The sequence below is a fragment of the Blastopirellula retiformator genome (genome assembly GCF_007859755.1).
In the GTDB taxonomy this organism is placed as follows: Bacteria; Planctomycetota; Planctomycetia; order Pirellulales; family Pirellulaceae; genus Blastopirellula; species Blastopirellula retiformator.
Window position 1 is genome coordinate 1,697,200 of sequence record NZ_SJPF01000001.1, and the last position, 18,584, is coordinate 1,715,783.

Consider the following 18,584-nt stretch of genomic DNA (forward strand, 5'->3'; position numbering starts at 1 on the left):
TTTCCTGGTTCGCTGTTTCGTAGCTTCGCATGTCTCCTGATCGCTTGCCTGACATTGACCATGGCAATAGCGGAAGATCGCGAGACGAAAGTTCGCAACGATCGCCGCGACATCCTAGCCGATGGCAGTTGGTACTACAACGATTTGCCGGCGGCGATGGATGCGGCCAAAGCGTCAGGCAAACCGGTGCTCGTTATTTTTCGTTGCATTCCTTGCGAAGCCTGCGCTCAGTTAGACGAGAAAATTATTGAGCGAGACGAAGCCGTGCGGCGGGTCATGCAGCAGTACGAGTGTGCTCGGATCGTGCGGATGAACGGCGTCGACCTGGCGAAGTTTCAGTTTGACTACGATCAGTCGTTCGCTGCGTTTCTGATGAACGCCGACGGTACGATCTATGGTCGCTACGGCACGCGCTCGCATCAAACCGAAGAAGAGAGAGACGTCGCCATCGAAGGTTTTGCCGAGACGCTAATCAAAGGCTTGATTTTGCATGGGCTTTATCCGGCGAACAAAGATTCGCTAGTCGCCAAGACCACCGGCGACGTTCCGCCAGTTAAGTCGGCCGAGAAGTTTCCGCACTTGCGCAAACGGGACTTTGGCGAAGAGCTCGACTACGAAGGGAATGTGGTGAAGAGCTGCATTCACTGCCATCAGGTGGGCGAGAGCTATCGGGTCAACTATCGCTTTGAGGGAAATCCGATTCCCGACAAAATCTTGTTTCCCTATCCCCATCCTAAAGTGTTGGGCTTGATCATGGATCCCAAGACCGCAGCGACCGTCGAAGAAGCGACGCCCGGTTCGGCGGCGGCCGAAGCCGGAATGAAGGCGGGAGACGAAATCTTGGCGCTCAACGGACAACCGATCCTTTCGATGGCCGACATTCAGTGGACGTTGCATCATCTGCAGGATGAGAAGCAGTTCGACGTAACGCTGCTGCGTGATGGAAAGCTGCAGAAGCTCAACTTCCCGCTACCGAAAGGTTGGAAACGCCAGGGGGACATCTCGTGGCGGGTCACCAGTTGGGATCTGTCGCGACAGGTCTTTGGCGGGATGCGGTTAAGAGATCTCGAGCCCGAGCAGCGCAAAGAACTGGGCCTGTCGGACGATCAGCTTGGCCTGCTGGTTCGCCACGTTGGCAAGTATGGCGATCACGCGGTGGCGTTGAAGGCGGGCATCAAAGTCGGCGACGTCATTACGTCAATAGCCGGCATTGATGAAAATCTCAATGAATCGAACCTGCTGGCCCGGCTCGCCAACGAGACGAAGCGGGGCCAGGATGCCGAGGTGAAGCTGCTGCGGAACGGAAAGGCCAAAAGCGCGGCGATTCGCTTGCAGTAAGAGCGGTTATTTGACGTCATGGTACGCTTTGCTAACGCAACCGCTGTCGGCTTGCGACACGGTTGCGGCAAAGTCGGCCAAATAGCCGCGGCTGTGCTTTGAGTCGGGCGTCTTCCATTCGGCGGCGCGCTTCGCCAGATCATCGGCGCCCACGTGCAGCGTGATGTCTCCAGCCAGCAGATCGAACGAGATTTCGTCTCCATCTTCGACCAGCGCGATCGGGCCGCCAACCGCCGCTTCGGGCGCACAGTGGACGCCGATGGCGCCGTGCGACACGCCGGAGACGCGGGTGTCGGATAAGAACGCCACTTTGCCGTCCAAGTGGGGAACAGCCAGCGCCGCCGTGGCGACCAGCACTTCCGGCATGCCGGAGGCGACCGGTCCCAGATAACGAAGCACGATCACGCTGCCGGGCGTGATCTTATTTTCTTCGACCGCTTCGACGATCGCTTTGGCGTCGTCGAAGCAGATCGCCTTGCCGCGGAACTTGGGGTCGCGCATGCTCGACACTTTAAAGACGACGCCGCCGGGCGCCAGGTTGCCGAAGCAGATCTGCATGTCGGCGTATTCTTTCAACGGCTGCTCGATCGGGGCGATCAAGTCTTGATCGCTGGGCACGTCACAGGCATCGGCGACGCTTTCGGCCAGCGACATGCCGGAGACCGTCAGGCACAATCCATCGACGATGCCGGCCGAGATCAAGTATTTCAACAGCATCGGCGTGCCGCCCAGCTTGTGCAGATCGTACATCGTCCGTTTGCCCCGCGGGGCGAAGCTGCAAAGTACCGGCGTGTTGCGAACGATTCGCTGAATGTCGCGGAGACCAAAGTCGACGCCTGCTTCCTGGGCCAGCGCCGTCAGATGCAAGACGCCATTTGTCGAACCTCCGATTGCCGCGATGGTGGCGGCGGCGTTTTCGAACGCCTTTTTGGTCAGGATATCGCGGGGGCGGATGTTGTCGGCCAGCAGACGTTTAGCCGCGGCGCCGATACCGCGGCATTCGTCGCGTTTGGCGGGATCGTCTGCCGGAATCGAACTGGAGTAGGGAAGTCCCAGTCCGATCGCTTCGATGGCGATGCCCCAGGTGTTGAACGACGCGGCGATGCCGCAGCCGCCCGGTCCGGGGCAGGCCGTTCGCAAGATCTGGTCCGCCTCGGTGGCGGTCATGGCTCCGACGGAAGCCGCCGCTTGCGCATCGTAGACGTCCAGGATCGAGGTATCGCGGCCTTGATGACAGCCCGGCTTGATGCTGCCGCCGTTGACGATCAACCCTGGATAGTTGAGCCGGGCCAAGGCCATTGCGAAGCCAGGACCGTTCTTGTCGCAGTTGTGCAGACCGATCAAAAAGTCGTAGCCATGGGCGCTGACGACGCACTCGGCGGCGTTGGCGATCATGTTGCGCGACGGGAGACTCGCGTTCCCCCCTTCGTGCCCTTGGGTAATGTTGTCGCTAACGGCCGGGGTTCCGAACGGAAAGCCGATCAGACCCGCCTCTTGGCAGCCGGCCTTCAGCTCTTGCGCCAGTTGATAGGCGTGGACGTTGCAGAGGTTGCCGTCCAATAGCGGCACGCCGATGCCGATCTGCGGCTTGTCAAAATCGGAGTCGGTCAGCCCCAGGCCGTAGTAGAAAGCGGTGACCCCTTTTTGCCATCCACGGGTCAGACGTTGGCTGTTCCAGTTCAGGGGCGAAGTCATGGGCGGCGGTGCTTTCGGGCTGGAGGGGAGAAGCGGGCAAGGTGGGAAGCCGCTAGTATCGCCGACCGGACGCCGGGGCTCAAGATGGAAGAGAAGGGCGGGGTATCCGCTACACAGGCACAAAAAAACGCGGCTGCCCTTGGGGACAGCCGCGGCTAGGAGACAACCTCTTCCTCTTCTCTGCACGCCTGGCAAACCGATTACTTCGTGGTCACTTCAATTTTCTTCGGCAGCGCCTTTTCGGCCTTCGGAACGGTCACGTTCAAAATGCCATGTTGGTACTCGGCGGTGACGTTGTCTTCGTCGACCGGGGCCGAGAGCCGTAGGCTGCGCTCGAACTTGCCGTAGGTCTGCTCAACGCGGTGGAATTTCTTGTCGTTGGTTTCTTCCACCTGTTGGCGTTCGCCGGAGATCTTCAGCACGCCTTCTTTCAATTCGACGTTGACGTTCTCAGGCGACATGCCGGGGATCTCTACCGAGACTTCGTAGGCGGCTTCCGATTCGGCGACGTTGAGCGCCGGCATCCACGAAGCGACCGCTGACGGCGTGTCGTTGTTGAGCAGCGCGCCGAACAGGCCATCCATTTCACGACGCAGGTCAGCAAAAGAACGGGGCTGATAGCTAGTAATTGCACGGACCATGACGGTTCCTCCTTCTCTCTTGTGAGAACGAAAATCGATCGAAGCCGGCGAACCCTTGTTCGTCGCTTTTTTGGTTGCACCTAAGGTCGGGTGATGCCTTCGATTAAAGCAACAGGCGTGCCAATTCTCGCCCGGTTGTCGCAAGTCTATTTGCGAATAGCATTTGCGAACGTCGATTTTTTTCGACTGTAATTTTGGCGGTGTCAAAATGGCAATCTGGCAGTTTTGTTAAGAACCGATTTGCAAACCGAGAAGATATCGTGGGAATCGGGATCTCGGGAAAGGAAACAATCGCCACTCGCAAAAACGCCGGTAGGATGAGGCGATCCGTAGAAATTGCTTCCTGCCCCTGACCAACGAGCGGAACCTTGCCAGACGCCCGACTGACCGACGACTCGGCCATTTGGATCATCGTCCCGGCCTACAACGAGGCGGCTCGCATCGACCAGACGCTGGCGCCGCTGTGCCGCGCGTTTTCCAACGTGGTCGTGATCGACGACGGCTCGACGGACGCCACCGCCGAGATCGCCGCCAGATCGCCCGTTTGGGTTCTGCGGCATTTGATCAATTCGGGGCAAGGCGCGGCGCTACAGACCGGCATTGATTTCGCCCTCCGGCAAGGCGCCGGCATTATCGTGACGTTTGACGCCGATGGTCAGCATGACGCCGGCGACGTGCTTCGCTTGGTGGAACCGATTCGCCGTCGAGAGGCGGACATCGCGCTGGGATCGCGATTTTTGGGCAAGACGATCGACATGCCTTGGACGCGCCGCGTGATGCTGAAAGGCGCCGTCTGGTTCACTCGCTTCTTTTCGCAGATCGCGGTGACTGACACGCACAACGGATTCCGGGCTCTGTCGCGCAAGGCGGCCGAGACTATCCGGATCACCCAGAATCGTATGGCGCATGCGTCGGAGATCCTGGACCAAATTCGCGAGAATCAACTCCAGTTTTGCGAAGTGCCGGTCACGATTCGTTATAACGTGGCGACCTTGGAGAAAGGGCAAAGTAATTCCGCGGCGATGAAAATCGCCGCCCAATTTCTGCTGGGGAGGCTTGTGCGGTGACGCCGTTTCAGTGGATTGCGATCACGTTCATTATCGGCGCGGCCGGGTACGAACTCGTAATTATCCGCCAGCAGCGTTCGGTGAGGCTGTTTGGGTTGTTTCGCGGCGTGATTTGGTTTGCCGCGGCGCTGGCGATCTTGTTCCCCAATCAGATCGGACGGTTAGCGTCGTTGGTCGGAATCGGCCGTGGCGCCGATGTGATTCTCTATTCGTTCGTGCTGGTCTTTCTGGCGACCACTTTCTATTTCTACTCGCGCTATTTGCGATTGCAGCGTCAGATCACCGACGTCGTTCGCTACATGGCGATTCAGGAAGCGACGCGCGGTACGGAAGAGCAGACGCTGGAAGAAGTCTAGATCCAGGTCGAACGAAACGGCGGCGTCGAGCACATGGACAGTCTGAAAATTTCCCCCGCCCAGTGGCGCAACGTTGGATTCTCGTTATTGCTGACGCTGGTCGTCGCCATCGCCTACGGCAATAGTTTTCGCGGCGAGTTCGTATTGGACGACGCCGCCTACTTGGATGTCGAGCAAGATCCGGACCTGACGAACCTGTTGGGAAGAATCTGGGCCGTCTTGTCGGGACGGGTTCGCTCGGTTGGAAGTCTCGGGTTTACGCTTAACTATTGGTTGATCGGCGAATCGCCGGCGGCGTTTCATGTCGGTAACTTTCTCGTTCATCTGGCGACGGCGCTGCTGCTGTTTGACCTGGTGCGACGTCTGCTGGCGGCGCCCTACTTTCAAGATCGCTATACGCAGGTCGCCGCGCCGCTGGCGTTTTCGGTGGCCGTGATCTGGGCGGTACATCCGCTGGCGACGATGGGGGTGACCTATTTGATTCAACGATTCGAATCACAGGCGGCCTTGTTCTATCTGCTGACGCTTTACTGTGTGACGCGGAGTTGCTTGACCAACAACTGGCGCTGGGCGCTGGCGGCGATCTTTGCGAGCGGGCTGGCGATGGGAACCAAGGAGACGGCGATCTCGGCGCCATTGATTGCGATCGCCATCGACCGAGCGATGTTTTCCGCCAGTTGGAGCGAAACGCTTCGCCGGCGCGGTTGGGCGTACGCCGGAATGCTGTTGGTGACCGCCTACTTTGGCGTGAACTTGCTGCCGGCATTTCAAACTGGAACCACGCTGCATGCTTCGGTCACGGGACTTGATCAGGTGACCCGGTGGGAGTATCTCTGTACCGAATCGCAGGTGATCACGCACTACCTGCGACTGGCGGCGTTCCCGTATCCCCTTTGTTTCGATTACCAGTGGCCGATTGCGCGTAGCTTCAGTCAGTATGCGGCGAGCGGAGCCTTCGTCGTGGCGCTGTTGGGGCTGACGTTTTATTCACTGTGGCGGCGGCCGCCGATCGGCGTGGTCGGACTGATGTTTTTTTTCGTGCTCGCGCCGTCGTCCAGCTTCGTGCCCATCGCCGATCCGGCGTTTGAGTATCGGATGTACTTGCCGCTGGCCTGCGTGGTGTTGTTGGCCGTAATGGCTGGCTACGAACTGTGGAGTCGCTTTGGTAGTGCGAACGGCTGGGGCCGGTACGTGCCGATTGCAGCGGTCTCTATCATCACGATCGGGTTCGTCGGCATGACGCTGCAGCGAAATCGGATCTATCGCACCGCCGAGACCGTCTGGCGTAGCGTCGTCGAACTGCAGCCCGATCATATCCGGGCCAATCACAACTTGGCGAAGATCTTGAAGGATACCGGTCGAGTCGACGAGGCGATCGCGATTCTAGAAAACTCTCGCCAGCGGGTCTTGGGGGATCCCGCAGCCGCCGGTGCGCTGGATGTCGAGCTTGCCGAGATCGCCGTTTGGCAAGGCCGACTTGCCGAGTCGCAATCTCGGTTTCGCCTGGCGATTGACGGCTTCGCAGAGATCGAAAACCCGAGCAGCGAAGTCCTGCGGCGGAGCGCCGAAGCTCACATCGGCTTGGGGGCGGTGCTGCAGCAAGCGGGCGACCATGCGGCAGCGGCGGAAATGTTCGTCACCGCGACCGAGTTGCGTCCAGGGCTTTATCCGCAAGCCAACGGAATGGCCGGAATTTCTCTGCGCGAGGTAGGGGATTTGGAGGTTGCGGAGCGCCAGCTGCAGCAGGCCGTTTCGCGATCCGGACCTGATCAACCGTGGCCGAGAGAACTGGCGATCGTCCAGTTTTTGCAAGGAGACCTGCAGGAAGCGGCCGGCGCGTTTGAGCTTTGGCTGGCAGAGCATCCCGACGACTACGAGATCATGTTGCGATTGGCCTGGCTCCGCGCAGCAGCTGAACAGGATGATGTGCGCGACCTTACAAAAGCGAAACGGCTGATCGAAACGTTGCTCGTTCAACTCGGACCACAGTTGCCATTGGTTGATCTTGCGGCTACTGTTTTTGCAGCAGAAGGCAACTACGCCGAAGCGACGCGTCTCTGCGAATCGGCGATCGCTCAGCAACGCGCCATGGGGGTCGATCCTGCGGCGCTGGAAGCTCGATTGGAGCTCTTTGAAAACGAACGTCCGTATCGTTCGGCGCGGCCTGGAGAGCTGTATTGACGTCTTCTCGTTCTTTTTGGGGAGAAGGCGGCGGAGAGTTTGCTCAGTCAAGTTCGCTTCGCTAATCGGCGACGCGAGCCTTAAGGTCTGGCGAAGCCATTTCGCCCTAATCGCGCAAGATTTTGCGAAACGTGCGAGAAGCGGTCGACTCTTGCAGCGACGTTGACTAATATCGGCACGTCGAGTGATCCACGCGAATTAATCGCCGCGATTGCTCCCCGATCTTAATTCCTCCCCCCTCTTCTCTGATCGGAGTTGGCATCTATGTCTCTTCACCAAATTGCGTCGCTAGTGCGACGTATGGCGGGACGCACTGCGCAGTCGAAGCGTCGTCGGACCGAAGGCATTCTTCCCCAAGTTGATTTCCTCGAACGTCGCGAAGTGATGGACGCTTCCGGCGATTTTCCGGCGCCAATCGCCGATCCCAACGATCCGTTCGCCGTCGAAGATAGCGCCGGAATTCAATCGTTGGGATTTACCGGCGATGCGATCACGGTCCTCGATAACGGCGACTACGTCGCGGTCTGGATCGACGAGAGCACGCCGGGCGAGTACTCGATTTACTTGCAGCGCTACGAAGGCGCGCGGGCCGGCGATCCGCTCGATCCGCTGCGTACCGACTCTGGAACGCCGGATGGTGCGCCGGTCTTGCTGAAGACGTCGCAGTTCCAGATCGATACGGTTCAGGTTCAAAGCAATGTGGCCGGGCAATTGGTCGTCGGCTGGCGAGAAGTCAACGGCGGGCAAATGCCGCTGCGGATGCAGCGGATTGACGACGACGGCTCGATGATCGGCGGCGAAGTGGTCGTTGGCTACCAGATCGCCAACGAGCCGACCTTCGATCTGAATGACGCCGGGCAAATCGTCGCCGTCTGGAGTCAGAACAACGTCGTATCAGGCGTCGCGTTCGACACCTTCTACTTCGATGAAACGACCACGACCGGGATGTCCTTCGCCGTTCAAGCGAGCCAATCTTCGGCCGTTGGGCAGGAAGTTGCGCTCGACAACAGCGGGCGGTTTATCGTCGCTTGGGCGACTGGCAACGGTTATCAGGTGCAGTATCGCCGGTTTGACATCACCACCGGCGGCGTCGCTGCGGTCGACGCTCAAGAGATCGCGATCACCAATCCCTCGTCTTACAATATCGTCCGGTATTTCTCGCCGGACGTGGCGGTTAATGACGCGGGCGAAGTGGCGATCACTTACACGCGGCGCGTCACTTCGACCTCGTACTATGCGGCCCGCGATAATCGCGAAGAGATCGTCGTGCAGGTCTTCTCCGGATTTGGCGGAACGATGACGCCGGCCTCCGGCACGGCCGCATTGCCGGCGACGTTGCCCAGCTTCGGCAACGAAATCATGGTGACCGGTTCCGACGTCAACGGCAGCGCCGGACGGCAGCGGTTCGCTCGGATCGATATCGACTCGGCCGGCAACTTTGCCGTCGGCTATCAAGAGTCGCTATCCACCGGCGCCCAAGTCAGCTTCTATCTAGCGCAGTATGCGAAAGAGTTCTTCAACGGGGCTTGGGTCGGCTACACGAAAGCGGCGAGCGACGTGGTCGGCGTCTCGGACGATTATGAATCGGGCGCAGCGCTCGACTTCAGTCTGTCGATGAACGATCGCGGCGATATCGTGACCTTGTTCACCACCGGCGTCGAAACGCCCGGCGGCGACGAGGTCGACGTGTATGCCCGTCGGTTGGGTTTCCAATTGCCGCAAGATCCTGACAACCCGACCGAAGATCCGCCGAGCGTGATCTTTACCGAGGAGGAAGTGATCGGATATGGCGGCGGTCAGCAGGATCAAACTCCGGACGGGTTGGCCATCTCGGAAGATGGGGCCAAGCTGACGCTGACCGGAAATGCCTGGAAGCAGGTGCTCGGCACGTTTGTAATTACCGAGTTCACGATCCTCGAGTTCGATTTTGACCTGATCAGCGAAGGGGAAATTCACGCGATCGGCTTTGATGTCGACGATGACTTGGCTCCCAACACCATGTTTCGCGTCGCCGGTACGCAAGACTGGGGGATCGACGTTCGGTCGTTGGTCGTACCGGGGACTTCCAAGGTGCGGATTCCGGTCGGTCAGTTCTACACCAGCACGACCGAAGATCCGTTTACCCGTATTGTGCTGATCAATGATGACGACGCCAATTTCGCGGCGGAGTCTTCGTTCTCCAATATTCGCCTGTTCGAGGAGATTCCGACGACGACGGTCAATATTGGCGGCGCCGACGTCACGGCGAACATCTCGTCGTATGGTGGAGCGCAGGATCATGCGATCAACACGGTGACGATCGATAGCGAAACGAACTCGATCACCGTCGAGGGGAACTCGTGGAAGAAGATCGATTTGCCGGAAGATATCGTGATCTCGGCCAATACGATCCTGCAGTTTGAGTTCGACGCCGAAACGTTGGGCGAGATCCACGCGATTGGTTTCGCGAACGATCCGCTGAATATCTCGCCGAGCCAAACGTTCCGCGTCGCCGGTTCGCAAAACTGGGGTATCGACGCGACCGATGTGGATCAACTGCTGGTCGATCATGACAACGATCCGCTGACGCCGGATGTCTTCCAGATTCCGGTTGGTCAGTTCTATACCGGCTCGTTCGATTTCCTGACGATCGTCAATGACGATGACGTTTCGGACGCCGTGAAGGCGACCTTCCGCAACATCAAGATCTTTGACGCGACTCACACGCCGACGATCACCCTGGGCGGCGTCAGCAGCGAAGTTGAGTTGATCAGCTTTGGCGGCAGTCAGGATAAGGCGCCCAGCTATGTGGGAATCGACGGCGATACGATTCGAATCGAAGGGAATGGGTGGAAGGCGCTCGCCTTGGATGGCGTCGTCGAGATTACCTCGACGACGGTCATCTCGTTTACCTTCGAGAGCGATTCGATCGGCGAGATCCATGGAATCGGCTTTGCCACCGCTGCGACGCTCGGCACGGCCGACGCTAGCCATAGTTTCCGAACTGCCGGCTCGCAAAATTGGGGGATCAACGCCACCAGCGATCTTTCGCCGTACATTTCGATCGTCGGCAATACCTGGACGATCGAAGTTGGTAAGTTCTTTACCGGTTCGTTTGACTACCTGACGTTAATTTGTGACGACGATGCTGACGGTTACGCCGTCAGCCAGTTCTCCAATATCACGATTTCCGACAGCTAAGCGGGTTGGGATCGGCTGATTTTTCAAGGCGGGCGGCTCGTTCTGTGAGCCGTCCGCTTTTTTTCTGCGCTGCGGTCTGGCAAAATCGAACGCTCGCGAACCATGCTGCGCGGCTGCGGTTTCCCATTGGCTCGCTTTTGGATTTCGTCACGCGAAGGATCCCTCGATGCCCGATCAACATCAGCAAACGAATCAATCGTTCTACGACCGTATCAGCGGCGCCTACGATTTCATCGCCGACTCCAGCGAGCACAAAGCTCGTGAGATGGGGCAAAACAATCTCGGCTTGCAGCCGGGGGCGCGCGTCTTGGAGATCGGCTTCGGCACCGGCAACTCCTTGATCGATCTGGCGAAGTCAGTCGCACCAAACGGCAAGGTGATCGGCGTCGACATCTCGCCCGGGATGAAGAAGGTGGCCGCAGAGAAGATCGCCAAGACCGACGTGGCTGATCAGATCGAACTACACATCGGCGATGCTCGGAATCTTGACTTTCCTCCTGACAGCTTTGACGCAGCTTTCATGAGCTTCACGCTCGAGCTATTTGACGAAGGGGACATTCCGCTGGTGTTGAAAGAACTGCTTAAGTCGCTGAAGCCGGGCGGTAAGATCGGCGTCGTTTCGATGGCGACCGTCAAGACTGGGGACAAAGCGAGCGTGCTGGAGAAGACCTACATCTGGATGCATCAGCACTTCCCGCACATCGTCGACTGTCAGCCGATCGATGTGGTGACGCTGGTCGCCGACGCTGGCTTTGAGATCGAAAAAGAAATCGACATGGAGATCTGGTCGATGCCAGTTCGCGCAGCCATTGGTGTGAAGCCCGCCTAGCAGTCCGTTGATTTTCTCGACGGACTGCGTGATCGCAGGGATGCGATCCCAAAATAGCGACGTAAGTCGTTATTTTGCGAGCCGCGAAGAGCTACGCTCTGAGCCTGGCGAGGTTGGAAAATGCCACGATGGTATTTTTCAACAGGCAGCCAAAGTAGGTGCGAAAAAAAAAGCGACGGCGACAAATGTCGCCGCCGCTTCGCGTCTTATACTTTGGATTCCGCGGAACCTACGACGTAACCGCCACGTGCTCTTCCCACGTAATTTTCTCGTGGTTTTCCTCTTCGCTCTTCTTGGTGAACAGCGAACGAACCGCTCCCTTGACGCCGCGGGAGTGATGTTTCCAATACTCGGCTTCGTGGACGTCAACGCGAATCAGCGCCAAGTCGGACGTTTCGGGACCGTCTGGGAACCAATCATTGAGGTGATCATTCCAGAGACCTTCGATTTTCTTCCGGTCTTTCACGATCTCCGCTTTGCTGGAAAGCGAAACGAAGTCGTCGTGGGACGGAGACCCGTAGCAAACGTTGACCTGGGGATTGGCGGCGATTTCCTCGACCTTCGGGTCATCGGCGTTCGTCACGAACCAGATGTCGCCGTCGAACTAATGTCCAGCGGTGCACATCGGGCGGCTCCGCAGGTTTCCGGAGCAATCGACCGTGACGAGCATCGCGTGACGAATGTCGTCGATCAGTTCGCGAAGCGTTTCAATGGCAAGTTGTCGTTCTGATTTGTCGGTCATGGCGATCTCCTATGATTACGAATTTTTCAAAGCCGCGGACCGTCCCGGATAACTCTACAGGCCGTGCGGCGGTATAAGTGGTCAGTGCTATAGAAATAAGTTGTCGCAACATGCGTGCCGATTGGCGACTTCGCGGGCATACGCGGTAAAAACGATTCAATCCGCGGTCTCCTAACCCTAAATGTGGAACCTGAGCATCCCCGCTGAACGCTGCGCGACCAACCGAAGCGACGAGCACGCTACAATCTCCAAAGAATCCTCATCTTCCGCCGCAAGGGCCAATCCAATGCAAATCGCAGACCTACTGGCCAGTGTGCCGTCGAATCTGCCTGAAGAGTTGCTGGAGACGTTGCTCGAAACCGATTCGGTGCGTATCGAGCGAATCGTTTCGCACGGACATGTTTCAGAGCCAGGTTTCTGGTACGACCAGCAGGAGCATGAATGGGTGTTGCTATTGCAAGGCGCCGCTCGCTTGGAGATTTCGGAACAGTCGCAGCCGATTGAGCTTCATCCTGGCCAAGCGGTCTTGCTGTCGGCGCATCAGCGACATCGAGTCGCCTGGACGACGCCCGAGGAACCGACGGTCTGGCTGGCGATCTTTTTTCGCTAGACGAGCCAGTAATCGGACGACGCTACCGGGCTGGCTCTAACTGAACTAGCAGCCGTTCTTCGCCTGGATAGGAAGGAATCTCTGGGGCCTCCTCGCGTCGGCCGCCACCAACGATACCAGCGGCATAAAACGTCGTTTCGATTTCATGGTACGGAGATCCGAAGAAATGGTGCTCGCCGTCAGCAATGACGACCGGCAACGTAATACATGCACAGTGCCGTTGCTTCGGCTGATCATCCGCAAGACGGTAGTGCGCAACTCGAACCCAATAAAGTGGCGACGGTGTGATGGTCGCGTTGCCAAACTCGGCTGGCCGCTGAACGATGTCCAGCGTCGTCCGTTCGCCCGAGGCCGCGGGGCGGACCAATGCCCAGGTAATCGCTTGCCGCGTCAATTGGCATGCTGGCGCGCCCCCTTCGCACGGATCGTTTAGGTCGGGGCGGACCTCCTCGACCCAGGCGATCAAGTGGTGGACCTGTTGAGGATCACCAGATTCTTGGGCGGTTCGATAGGCGGCGAACAACTCGGCGGAAGATTGTGGTCCGCGAGCCCCGCATCCTCCGGCGGCGGCCAGTACAGCGAACAGAAGTCCGCTGATGAGAAGTCTCGACATCGGTTTGCTCCTCCCCAAGGGGCTGGGGTTTTGAAGCCGCCTATTGGAATTTCCCTGGATGAATATTTGCGGAGCCGGGAATGAGAAAACGAGGTGCAAACATTTGTCTCCAAATAACTCTTACCCTTAGATCAAGAAATGCTTCCTTCAAGGTGGGGCTCGCTTCCGCTGTCACTGAGATCGCCCCAACTTCAAGCTCAAATAAGGAGCTGTTGGAGGAATGGTGGCCCATATCCCTTGTTTAAGGCAGGGATCCCTCTAAAATACATGGGTTATTTGCTAATTGCGAAATTCCCTTCTTTTCTCACTGAATGAGGCCCTGTTCTATGACTCGGAAACGTGGATTCACGTTGGTTGAACTGTTGGTCGTGATAGCCATTATCGGCGTGCTTATCGCCTTGCTATTGCCGGCTGTGCAACAGGCCCGTGAAGCGGCGCGGCGAATGGCCTGCAGCAACAACATGAAGCAGATGGGACTCGCGTTACATAACTATCACGATACGTTCGGAACGCTGCCGCCGGTTTCGGTCGCCCGACCTGGTAACACGTACCACGGCCCTTCCGCCTTCGTGATGGTGTTGCCGTTCATTGAGCAAACGAATCTCTACGATCAAATTAAGACCGCTTCGAGCAACTTCGGCGGTACGTTCTGGCTAGGTTCGAGCGGCGCTGCTGCGCTGCGAGGTGTGATGGACGGTCAAGCTGTGGAAGCTTATTGGTGTCCATCGAGCCCGCTGGAACGCTTCCGCGTTACTTCTACGTCGTACCCAGAATTGATTCCGCAGACCGACTACGTGCTGATGTCGGGCAGCGATTTGCATTCGACGACCGACACCAACGCCAGCGCCGCGAGCAGCTATTCCGACGGCGGCGTTTTTCGCAATCAGGTTGGCGTCAAAATTCGCGACATCACCGATGGCACTTCCAATACCTTCGCCGTCGCCGAGCAGTCGGGCTTTACGACCGACGGAACGAACATGCAGTTTGACGCTCGCTCGGCGCCGTCGAGCGGTTGGGTGATGGGGTCGAAGTCGCAGTTGCGACCGACCGGAACGGCCGACTCCTGGTCAGCGGACGATCGCTGCTGGAACACGACGACGCTGCGTCAGGGGATCGGCACGAAGATTATTGGCGGCGGCTGGGCCAAAGGAGAGGCCTGCAACAAACCGGTTCAATCGGCGCATCCTGGCGGCACGCTGGTCGTCGTTTCGGACGCCTCGGTTCGATTCCTCCCTTCGACGACCGATCTGACCGTCGCCAAGCGACTGGCCGATCGAGACGACGGATACGCGGTGCAATTTCCGTAACGCCTGCAGACCGCGAAAGGAACGAACAAGATGGCCAGAATGTTGGTTTTGTTGCCGCTGCTGATACTGGTCGGCTGCGGCGAATCGGACGGAGTGAAACGCCTGACGGTGACCGGCACGGTCACCTTCCAAGGAAAGCCGCTCACCGACGGCGGGATCTCGTTTGAAGATCCGACGACCGGCTATGCCGCCGCCAGCCAGTTCCAAGACGGCGCCTTTCAGGTGCAACTGCCGGTGGGCGAATACAAAGTGATGATCGAGCCGACGATGGTTGAAGTCCCCTCGCGAGACGGCAACTCGCCCCCGTCGCAACGCCCTTCGGTCGATCTGCCAAGAAAGTACTTCTCCGCCGCGACTACCGATCTAAAAGCGAAGGTCGCGGACGATTCGACCAACTTTGCGTTCGATCTGAAGAAATAGCGTTCGCCGCACGTGAAGAGCCTGCTGCGAACTGCCAGTCACCGGCGATCTGATCGCCTCGAGATACCAGGCGTACAGTCCCACCCCGGTAATGACGCCGCCGACCAGGCCGTAAAACTGCTGGGACCCGCTATTGGTCGCCAGCGCCGAACCGGCGAAAATGATCGAGCCCGCCAGCACGATGATCGAAGCGGAAACGATGTGCATCAGGGCGTGTCCTGTAGATTCTTCGCCAGTAAATCAAGTAGCCGAGGCGGGGCTCGAACCCGCACGGTGGTTTCCCACCACAGGATTTTAAATCCTGTGCGTCTGCCAATTTCGCCACTCGGCCGTGGTGCGGGATTGGAGGTCCCGGGCGCTCTCTGGATCCGACGGCGACTTGCTTGGCGGCCGCGCTGACTTGGCTTGCGCCGTGGGAAAATGTCGGAAGGTGTCGCTATTCTGGCGATCCTGGGCAATCGTCACAAGTATAGGCAGCGAATCAACTTTCCTTTCGTAAACCTGGCCCCAGTGCGGGTTGTACGGTTGCGGTGGTCCCCTCGATCTGCCGATAAGGGAATAGCAAACTGGCGGTTACGAGGCCGCAAATTCTCGCTAAACTATCCGCTTTCGCAGGCATTCGCTATTGGGGGCGACAGGGATGCTCACGCTGATCGCGCAAAACTATGGATTTCTGCCGACCCGTGGTTCGGTGATGCTCGACTTCGTCTTTCTGGCGATGTTTGGGGTGATCGTCATTATGGGGGCCAGTATTGGGCTGGTTCGCTTTCGGCGAATGTACAATCTGCACAAATGGCTGCAGATCATTCTCGGCGTGGTGCTGCTATTGGCGGTGCTGGCGTTTGAGGTCGATATGCGGTTTTTCACCAACTGGCGAGAACTGGCCGAGCCGTCGCCGTACTACGCTTCGGGAACGGTCGACTGGAGTCTCTACATTCACTTGGCGTTCGCCATTCCGACCCCGCTACTCTGGGTCTACGTGATCGTGATGGCGGTTCGCAAATTCCCGGCGCCGGTCATGCCCAACAGCTACAGCGATACGCACAAGTTCTGGGCCCGGATCGCGGCGATCGGAATGACGATGACTGCGGTGACGGGGTGGATCTTTTACTATTTGGGGTTTGTGGCAAGCTAAGAAAGCGGAAAGCGGAAGAAGAGTTGGGCGAAGCCGATGTTGGCGTTCTCTCTCTCTTTTCCGCTCTCCGCTTTTCTTCTAGGTGGCGGCAGCCGGTTTGGCCGCTTTCCAGCAGATGCGATTGACCGCGTCCAGGATCGCCAGGACGGTCGACTCGACGGTATCAGTCGAGACGCCGCGACCGCGGAAGATCGAACCTTCGTGCTCGATGTCGACGGTCACGGTTCCTTGCGCATCGCGGCCCAAGGTGGCGCTGCGGACCTGGAAGTCTTTGCAGTTCAGCTTGACGCCGGTGATCCGTTCGACCGCCCAGAAGGCGGCGTCGATCGGGCCGTCTCCTTCGGCGACTTCGGCCGAATGCTCTTCGCCGGCATGCTTCAGCGTCATTTTGACGTTCGGCTGGCGTTTGGTGCCGGAAGAAACCTCGAGCGAGACGAGCGACCATTCCTTGGTCAGATCGCTGCCGCGGATCTGTTGTTCGCAGAGGGCCGAAATATCGCCGTCGTAGATATCCTTCTTCTTGTCGGCCAACTCTTTGAACTTTTCAAAGACGACCTGCAACTGCTCGCCGCTGAGGTGATAGCCGAGCCCTTTCGCCCGATCGGCCAACGCGGCGCGGCCGCTATGTTTGCCGAGCACCAGGTCGGTCTTGGCGAAACCAACGTCTTCGGGACGCATGATTTCGTAGGTGGTCGGCTCTTTCAGCATCCCGTCTTGGTGAATGCCGGACTCATGCGCGAACGCATTGCGACCGACGATCGCCTTGTTGCGCTGCACCTGCATGCCGGTGACGCTCGATACCAAGCGGCTGGTCGGGACGAGACGCTCGGTGTTGATGCGGGTATCGACCTTGTAGTAGTCGTGGCGAGTCCGCATCGCCATCACGATTTCTTCCAACGCACAGTTGCCGGCTCGTTCGCCGATGCCGTTGATCGTACATTCGATCTGACCGGCGCCCGCTTCGACGGCGGCCAAACTGTTGGCGACCGCCAAGCCCAGGTCGTTGTGGCAGTGAACCGCAATGACGGCGTCGCCGATGTTCGGTACCCGATTGACCAAGTCGCTGATGACGCGACCCATGTGGGTTGGCGTGGCGTAGCCGACGGTATCGGGAATGTTGACGGTGGTGGCGCCCGCTTTGATCGCCTCTTCGACGACGCGGCAGAGGAAGTCAGGCTCGGTTCGAGCGGCGTCTTCCGGCGAGAATTCAACATCGTCGCAATAGCTGGCCGCTCGCGAGACTCCTTCGATCGCCCGGGCGGCGATTTCGTCGGGGGTCATCTTCAGTTTGAACTCGCGATGGATCGCGCTGGTAGCGAGAAATACATGGATCCGGGGAGACTTGGCGGTCTTGAGCGCTTCCCAGGCCCGGTCGATGTCACGCTCGTTGCAGCGAGCCAAGCCGCAGATCGTGGCGCCGCGGATGTTGCTGGCGATTTCATGAACCGCTTCAAAGTCGCCGGGCGAGGCGATCGGGAAGCCGGCCTCGATGATGTCGACTCCCAGGTCGACCAGCGCCTGGGCGATCTCCATCTTCTCGGGCAAGTTCATGCTGGCGCCGGGAGATTGCTCGCCGTCGCGGAGCGTGGTGTCAAAGATCTTGATGGTGCGTTCGTTGGACATGGTATCTCGGTAAACCTGACGTAGGTGGATATTCTAATAATGTATCGAATCGGCGGGCCGGCCGGGCGCCGGCGCGGTTAGCAGCAGGCCGCCGCGACCGCCGAAGCGGATGGCGTCAGGGTTAAAATGGGTAAACATTAGTCGTGAATCCAATAAAAAAGCCCCAGGTCCTGTTTGGGGGCCTGGGGCTTTTGATCAATTTGGTTTGATGCAAACGCTGCGTACGCTTTCCCCTACGGCCGAAGACCGGCTAGTAGTAGGAGCGGTAATAGCGAAATGCAGGGCATCGGGATTTTCTATTGGTTTTGGGCTACAAAAGTAGTCAAGCTTCTGTACGGACTGTAGCTGCGCCACAAGGTTCAGTCAACCGGCAACCCCCGGGACCAGCGGCCCCAAACCGCGAATTCACAAGACCTTAAGACTTGTTCGGCGGTGCGGGAAACCCTATTTTTCGCAATCCGGAAGGTGATAGCAGGCCAAATCAACCTAGGATTGCTGGCGAAGCGGGCGATAGAATTATCGCCACGGTAGAAGGAAACAGGAAGGAGCTTCCCGCGTGCCGGGCGATTCCATAGATCTGAGCAGCGATCCCAATCCGCGCCCGGCGTCTGCGCCAGCTGGCTCGAAACGCCGCGATTTTTTGGGGATTCAGTTCTCCTGCTGCAGCATCTACGTCCGGATCTACAAAAATCGGGAAGGGACCCACTACGAGGGAAACTGCCCCAAGTGCTATCGCGCGGTCCGATTTGAAATTGGTTCTGGAGGAAGCGACTCTCGCTTCTATACTGCGTATTGAACGACTTTCGCCGATTGCGTACTATCTGCCGCCGCCCAAGATTGGGCGACG

The 18,584-nt window shown here is 58.4% G+C and carries 17 protein-coding genes and 1 tRNA gene; 10 read left to right on the forward strand and 8 right to left on the reverse strand.

From position 1 onward, the window contains the following. Positions 1 to 60: 60 nt before the first annotated feature. Positions 61 to 1,338 (forward strand): Trx7/PDZ domain-containing (seleno)protein, encoded by a 1,278-nt coding sequence (locus tag Enr8_RS07080; RefSeq protein WP_146429867.1) that lies wholly within the window; start codon positions 61 to 63, stop codon positions 1,336 to 1,338. Positions 1,339 to 1,344: 6 nt separating this feature from the next. Here the strand turns inward: Enr8_RS07080 and ilvD are convergent, their stop codons facing one another. Next, positions 1,345 to 3,033, reverse strand: coding sequence for a dihydroxy-acid dehydratase (gene ilvD / locus Enr8_RS07085; protein WP_146429868.1), 1,689 nt, complete (start codon positions 3,031 to 3,033; stop codon positions 1,345 to 1,347). 200 nt (positions 3,034 to 3,233) lie between these two features. Further along, on the reverse strand, positions 3,234 to 3,674 hold the full coding sequence (locus Enr8_RS07090) for an Hsp20/alpha crystallin family protein (protein ID WP_146429869.1): 441 nt from the start codon (positions 3,672 to 3,674) through the stop codon (positions 3,234 to 3,236). A gap of 368 nt (positions 3,675 to 4,042) precedes the next feature. On the opposite strand from Enr8_RS07090, the gene Enr8_RS07095 reads away from it, so the two are divergent. The 5 genes from Enr8_RS07095 to Enr8_RS07115 all read left to right on the forward strand — a co-directional run bounded on the left by Enr8_RS07095 (position 4,043) and on the right by Enr8_RS07115 (position 11,287). Beyond that, the gene (locus tag Enr8_RS07095; RefSeq protein WP_146429870.1) at positions 4,043 to 4,741 is read left to right on the forward strand and encodes a glycosyltransferase family 2 protein; all 699 of its coding nucleotides are present in this window, start codon (positions 4,043 to 4,045) and stop codon (positions 4,739 to 4,741) included. Continuing rightward, the gene (locus Enr8_RS07100) at positions 4,738 to 5,097 is read left to right on the forward strand and encodes a DUF2304 domain-containing protein (RefSeq protein ID WP_186767485.1); all 360 of its coding nucleotides are present in this window, start codon (positions 4,738 to 4,740) and stop codon (positions 5,095 to 5,097) included. Before Enr8_RS07095 ends, Enr8_RS07100 begins: the two co-directional genes overlap by 4 nt. A gap of 33 nt (positions 5,098 to 5,130) precedes the next feature. Further along, on the forward strand, positions 5,131 to 7,278 hold the full coding sequence (locus Enr8_RS07105; RefSeq protein WP_146429872.1) for a tetratricopeptide repeat protein: 2,148 nt from the start codon (positions 5,131 to 5,133) through the stop codon (positions 7,276 to 7,278). Positions 7,279 to 7,542: 264 nt separating this feature from the next. After that, positions 7,543 to 10,458 carry a hypothetical protein gene (locus Enr8_RS07110; protein WP_146429873.1) on the forward strand — a complete coding sequence of 972 codons (2,916 nt, stop codon included), beginning with the start codon at positions 7,543 to 7,545 and terminating at the stop codon, positions 10,456 to 10,458. Positions 10,459 to 10,624: 166 nt separating this feature from the next. Further along, entirely contained in the window at positions 10,625 to 11,287 is a 663-nt protein-coding gene (locus Enr8_RS07115) for a class I SAM-dependent methyltransferase (protein ID WP_146429874.1), read from the forward strand. A 229-nt stretch (positions 11,288 to 11,516) separates the two neighbouring features. Here the strand turns inward: Enr8_RS07115 and Enr8_RS07120 are convergent, their stop codons facing one another. Together Enr8_RS07120 and Enr8_RS25275 are read right to left on the reverse strand one after the other, a co-directional pair. Further along, positions 11,517 to 11,879, reverse strand: coding sequence for a pyridoxamine 5'-phosphate oxidase family protein (locus Enr8_RS07120; protein ID WP_146429875.1), 363 nt, complete (start codon positions 11,877 to 11,879; stop codon positions 11,517 to 11,519). Between the two features lie 12 nt (positions 11,880 to 11,891). Beyond that, on the reverse strand, positions 11,892 to 12,029 hold the full coding sequence (locus tag Enr8_RS25275; protein ID WP_186767487.1) for a hypothetical protein: 138 nt from the start codon (positions 12,027 to 12,029) through the stop codon (positions 11,892 to 11,894). Between the two features lie 286 nt (positions 12,030 to 12,315). Here Enr8_RS25275 and Enr8_RS07125 point away from each other — a divergent pair, with 286 nt between their 5' ends. Continuing rightward, positions 12,316 to 12,639, forward strand: coding sequence for a cupin domain-containing protein (locus Enr8_RS07125; RefSeq protein WP_146429876.1), 324 nt, complete (start codon positions 12,316 to 12,318; stop codon positions 12,637 to 12,639). 22 nt (positions 12,640 to 12,661) lie between these two features. Here the strand turns inward: Enr8_RS07125 and Enr8_RS07130 are convergent, their stop codons facing one another. Then, entirely contained in the window at positions 12,662 to 13,252 is a 591-nt protein-coding gene (locus Enr8_RS07130; protein WP_146429877.1) for a hypothetical protein, read from the reverse strand. A 326-nt stretch (positions 13,253 to 13,578) separates the two neighbouring features. Here Enr8_RS07130 and Enr8_RS07135 point away from each other — a divergent pair, with 326 nt between their 5' ends. After that, on the forward strand, positions 13,579 to 14,559 hold the full coding sequence (locus Enr8_RS07135; RefSeq protein ID WP_186767488.1) for a DUF1559 domain-containing protein: 981 nt from the start codon (positions 13,579 to 13,581) through the stop codon (positions 14,557 to 14,559). A 30-nt stretch (positions 14,560 to 14,589) separates the two neighbouring features. Beyond that, positions 14,590 to 14,979 carry a hypothetical protein gene (locus Enr8_RS07140; RefSeq protein ID WP_146429878.1) on the forward strand — a complete coding sequence of 130 codons (390 nt, stop codon included), beginning with the start codon at positions 14,590 to 14,592 and terminating at the stop codon, positions 14,977 to 14,979. On the opposite strand, the gene Enr8_RS07145 is transcribed toward Enr8_RS07140, so the two are convergent. Together Enr8_RS07145 and Enr8_RS07150 are read right to left on the reverse strand one after the other, a co-directional pair. Beyond that, complete coding sequence (locus tag Enr8_RS07145; RefSeq protein ID WP_146429879.1) at positions 14,923 to 15,186, reverse strand: hypothetical protein; 264 nt, start codon at positions 15,184 to 15,186, stop codon at positions 14,923 to 14,925. The genes Enr8_RS07140 and Enr8_RS07145 overlap by 57 nt on opposite strands. Positions 15,187 to 15,224: 38 nt before the next feature. After that, a tRNA-Leu gene (locus Enr8_RS07150) sits at positions 15,225 to 15,310 on the reverse strand. Between the two features lie 309 nt (positions 15,311 to 15,619). Here Enr8_RS07150 and Enr8_RS07155 point away from each other — a divergent pair. Beyond that, positions 15,620 to 16,114 (forward strand): DUF420 domain-containing protein, encoded by a 495-nt coding sequence (locus Enr8_RS07155; protein WP_146429880.1) that lies wholly within the window; start codon positions 15,620 to 15,622, stop codon positions 16,112 to 16,114. Between the two features lie 78 nt (positions 16,115 to 16,192). Here Enr8_RS07155 and Enr8_RS07160 read toward each other — a convergent pair whose 3' ends face one another. Then, entirely contained in the window at positions 16,193 to 17,737 is a 1,545-nt protein-coding gene (locus tag Enr8_RS07160; RefSeq protein ID WP_146429881.1) for a 2-isopropylmalate synthase, read from the reverse strand. Positions 17,738 to 18,584: the final 847 nt, after the last annotated feature.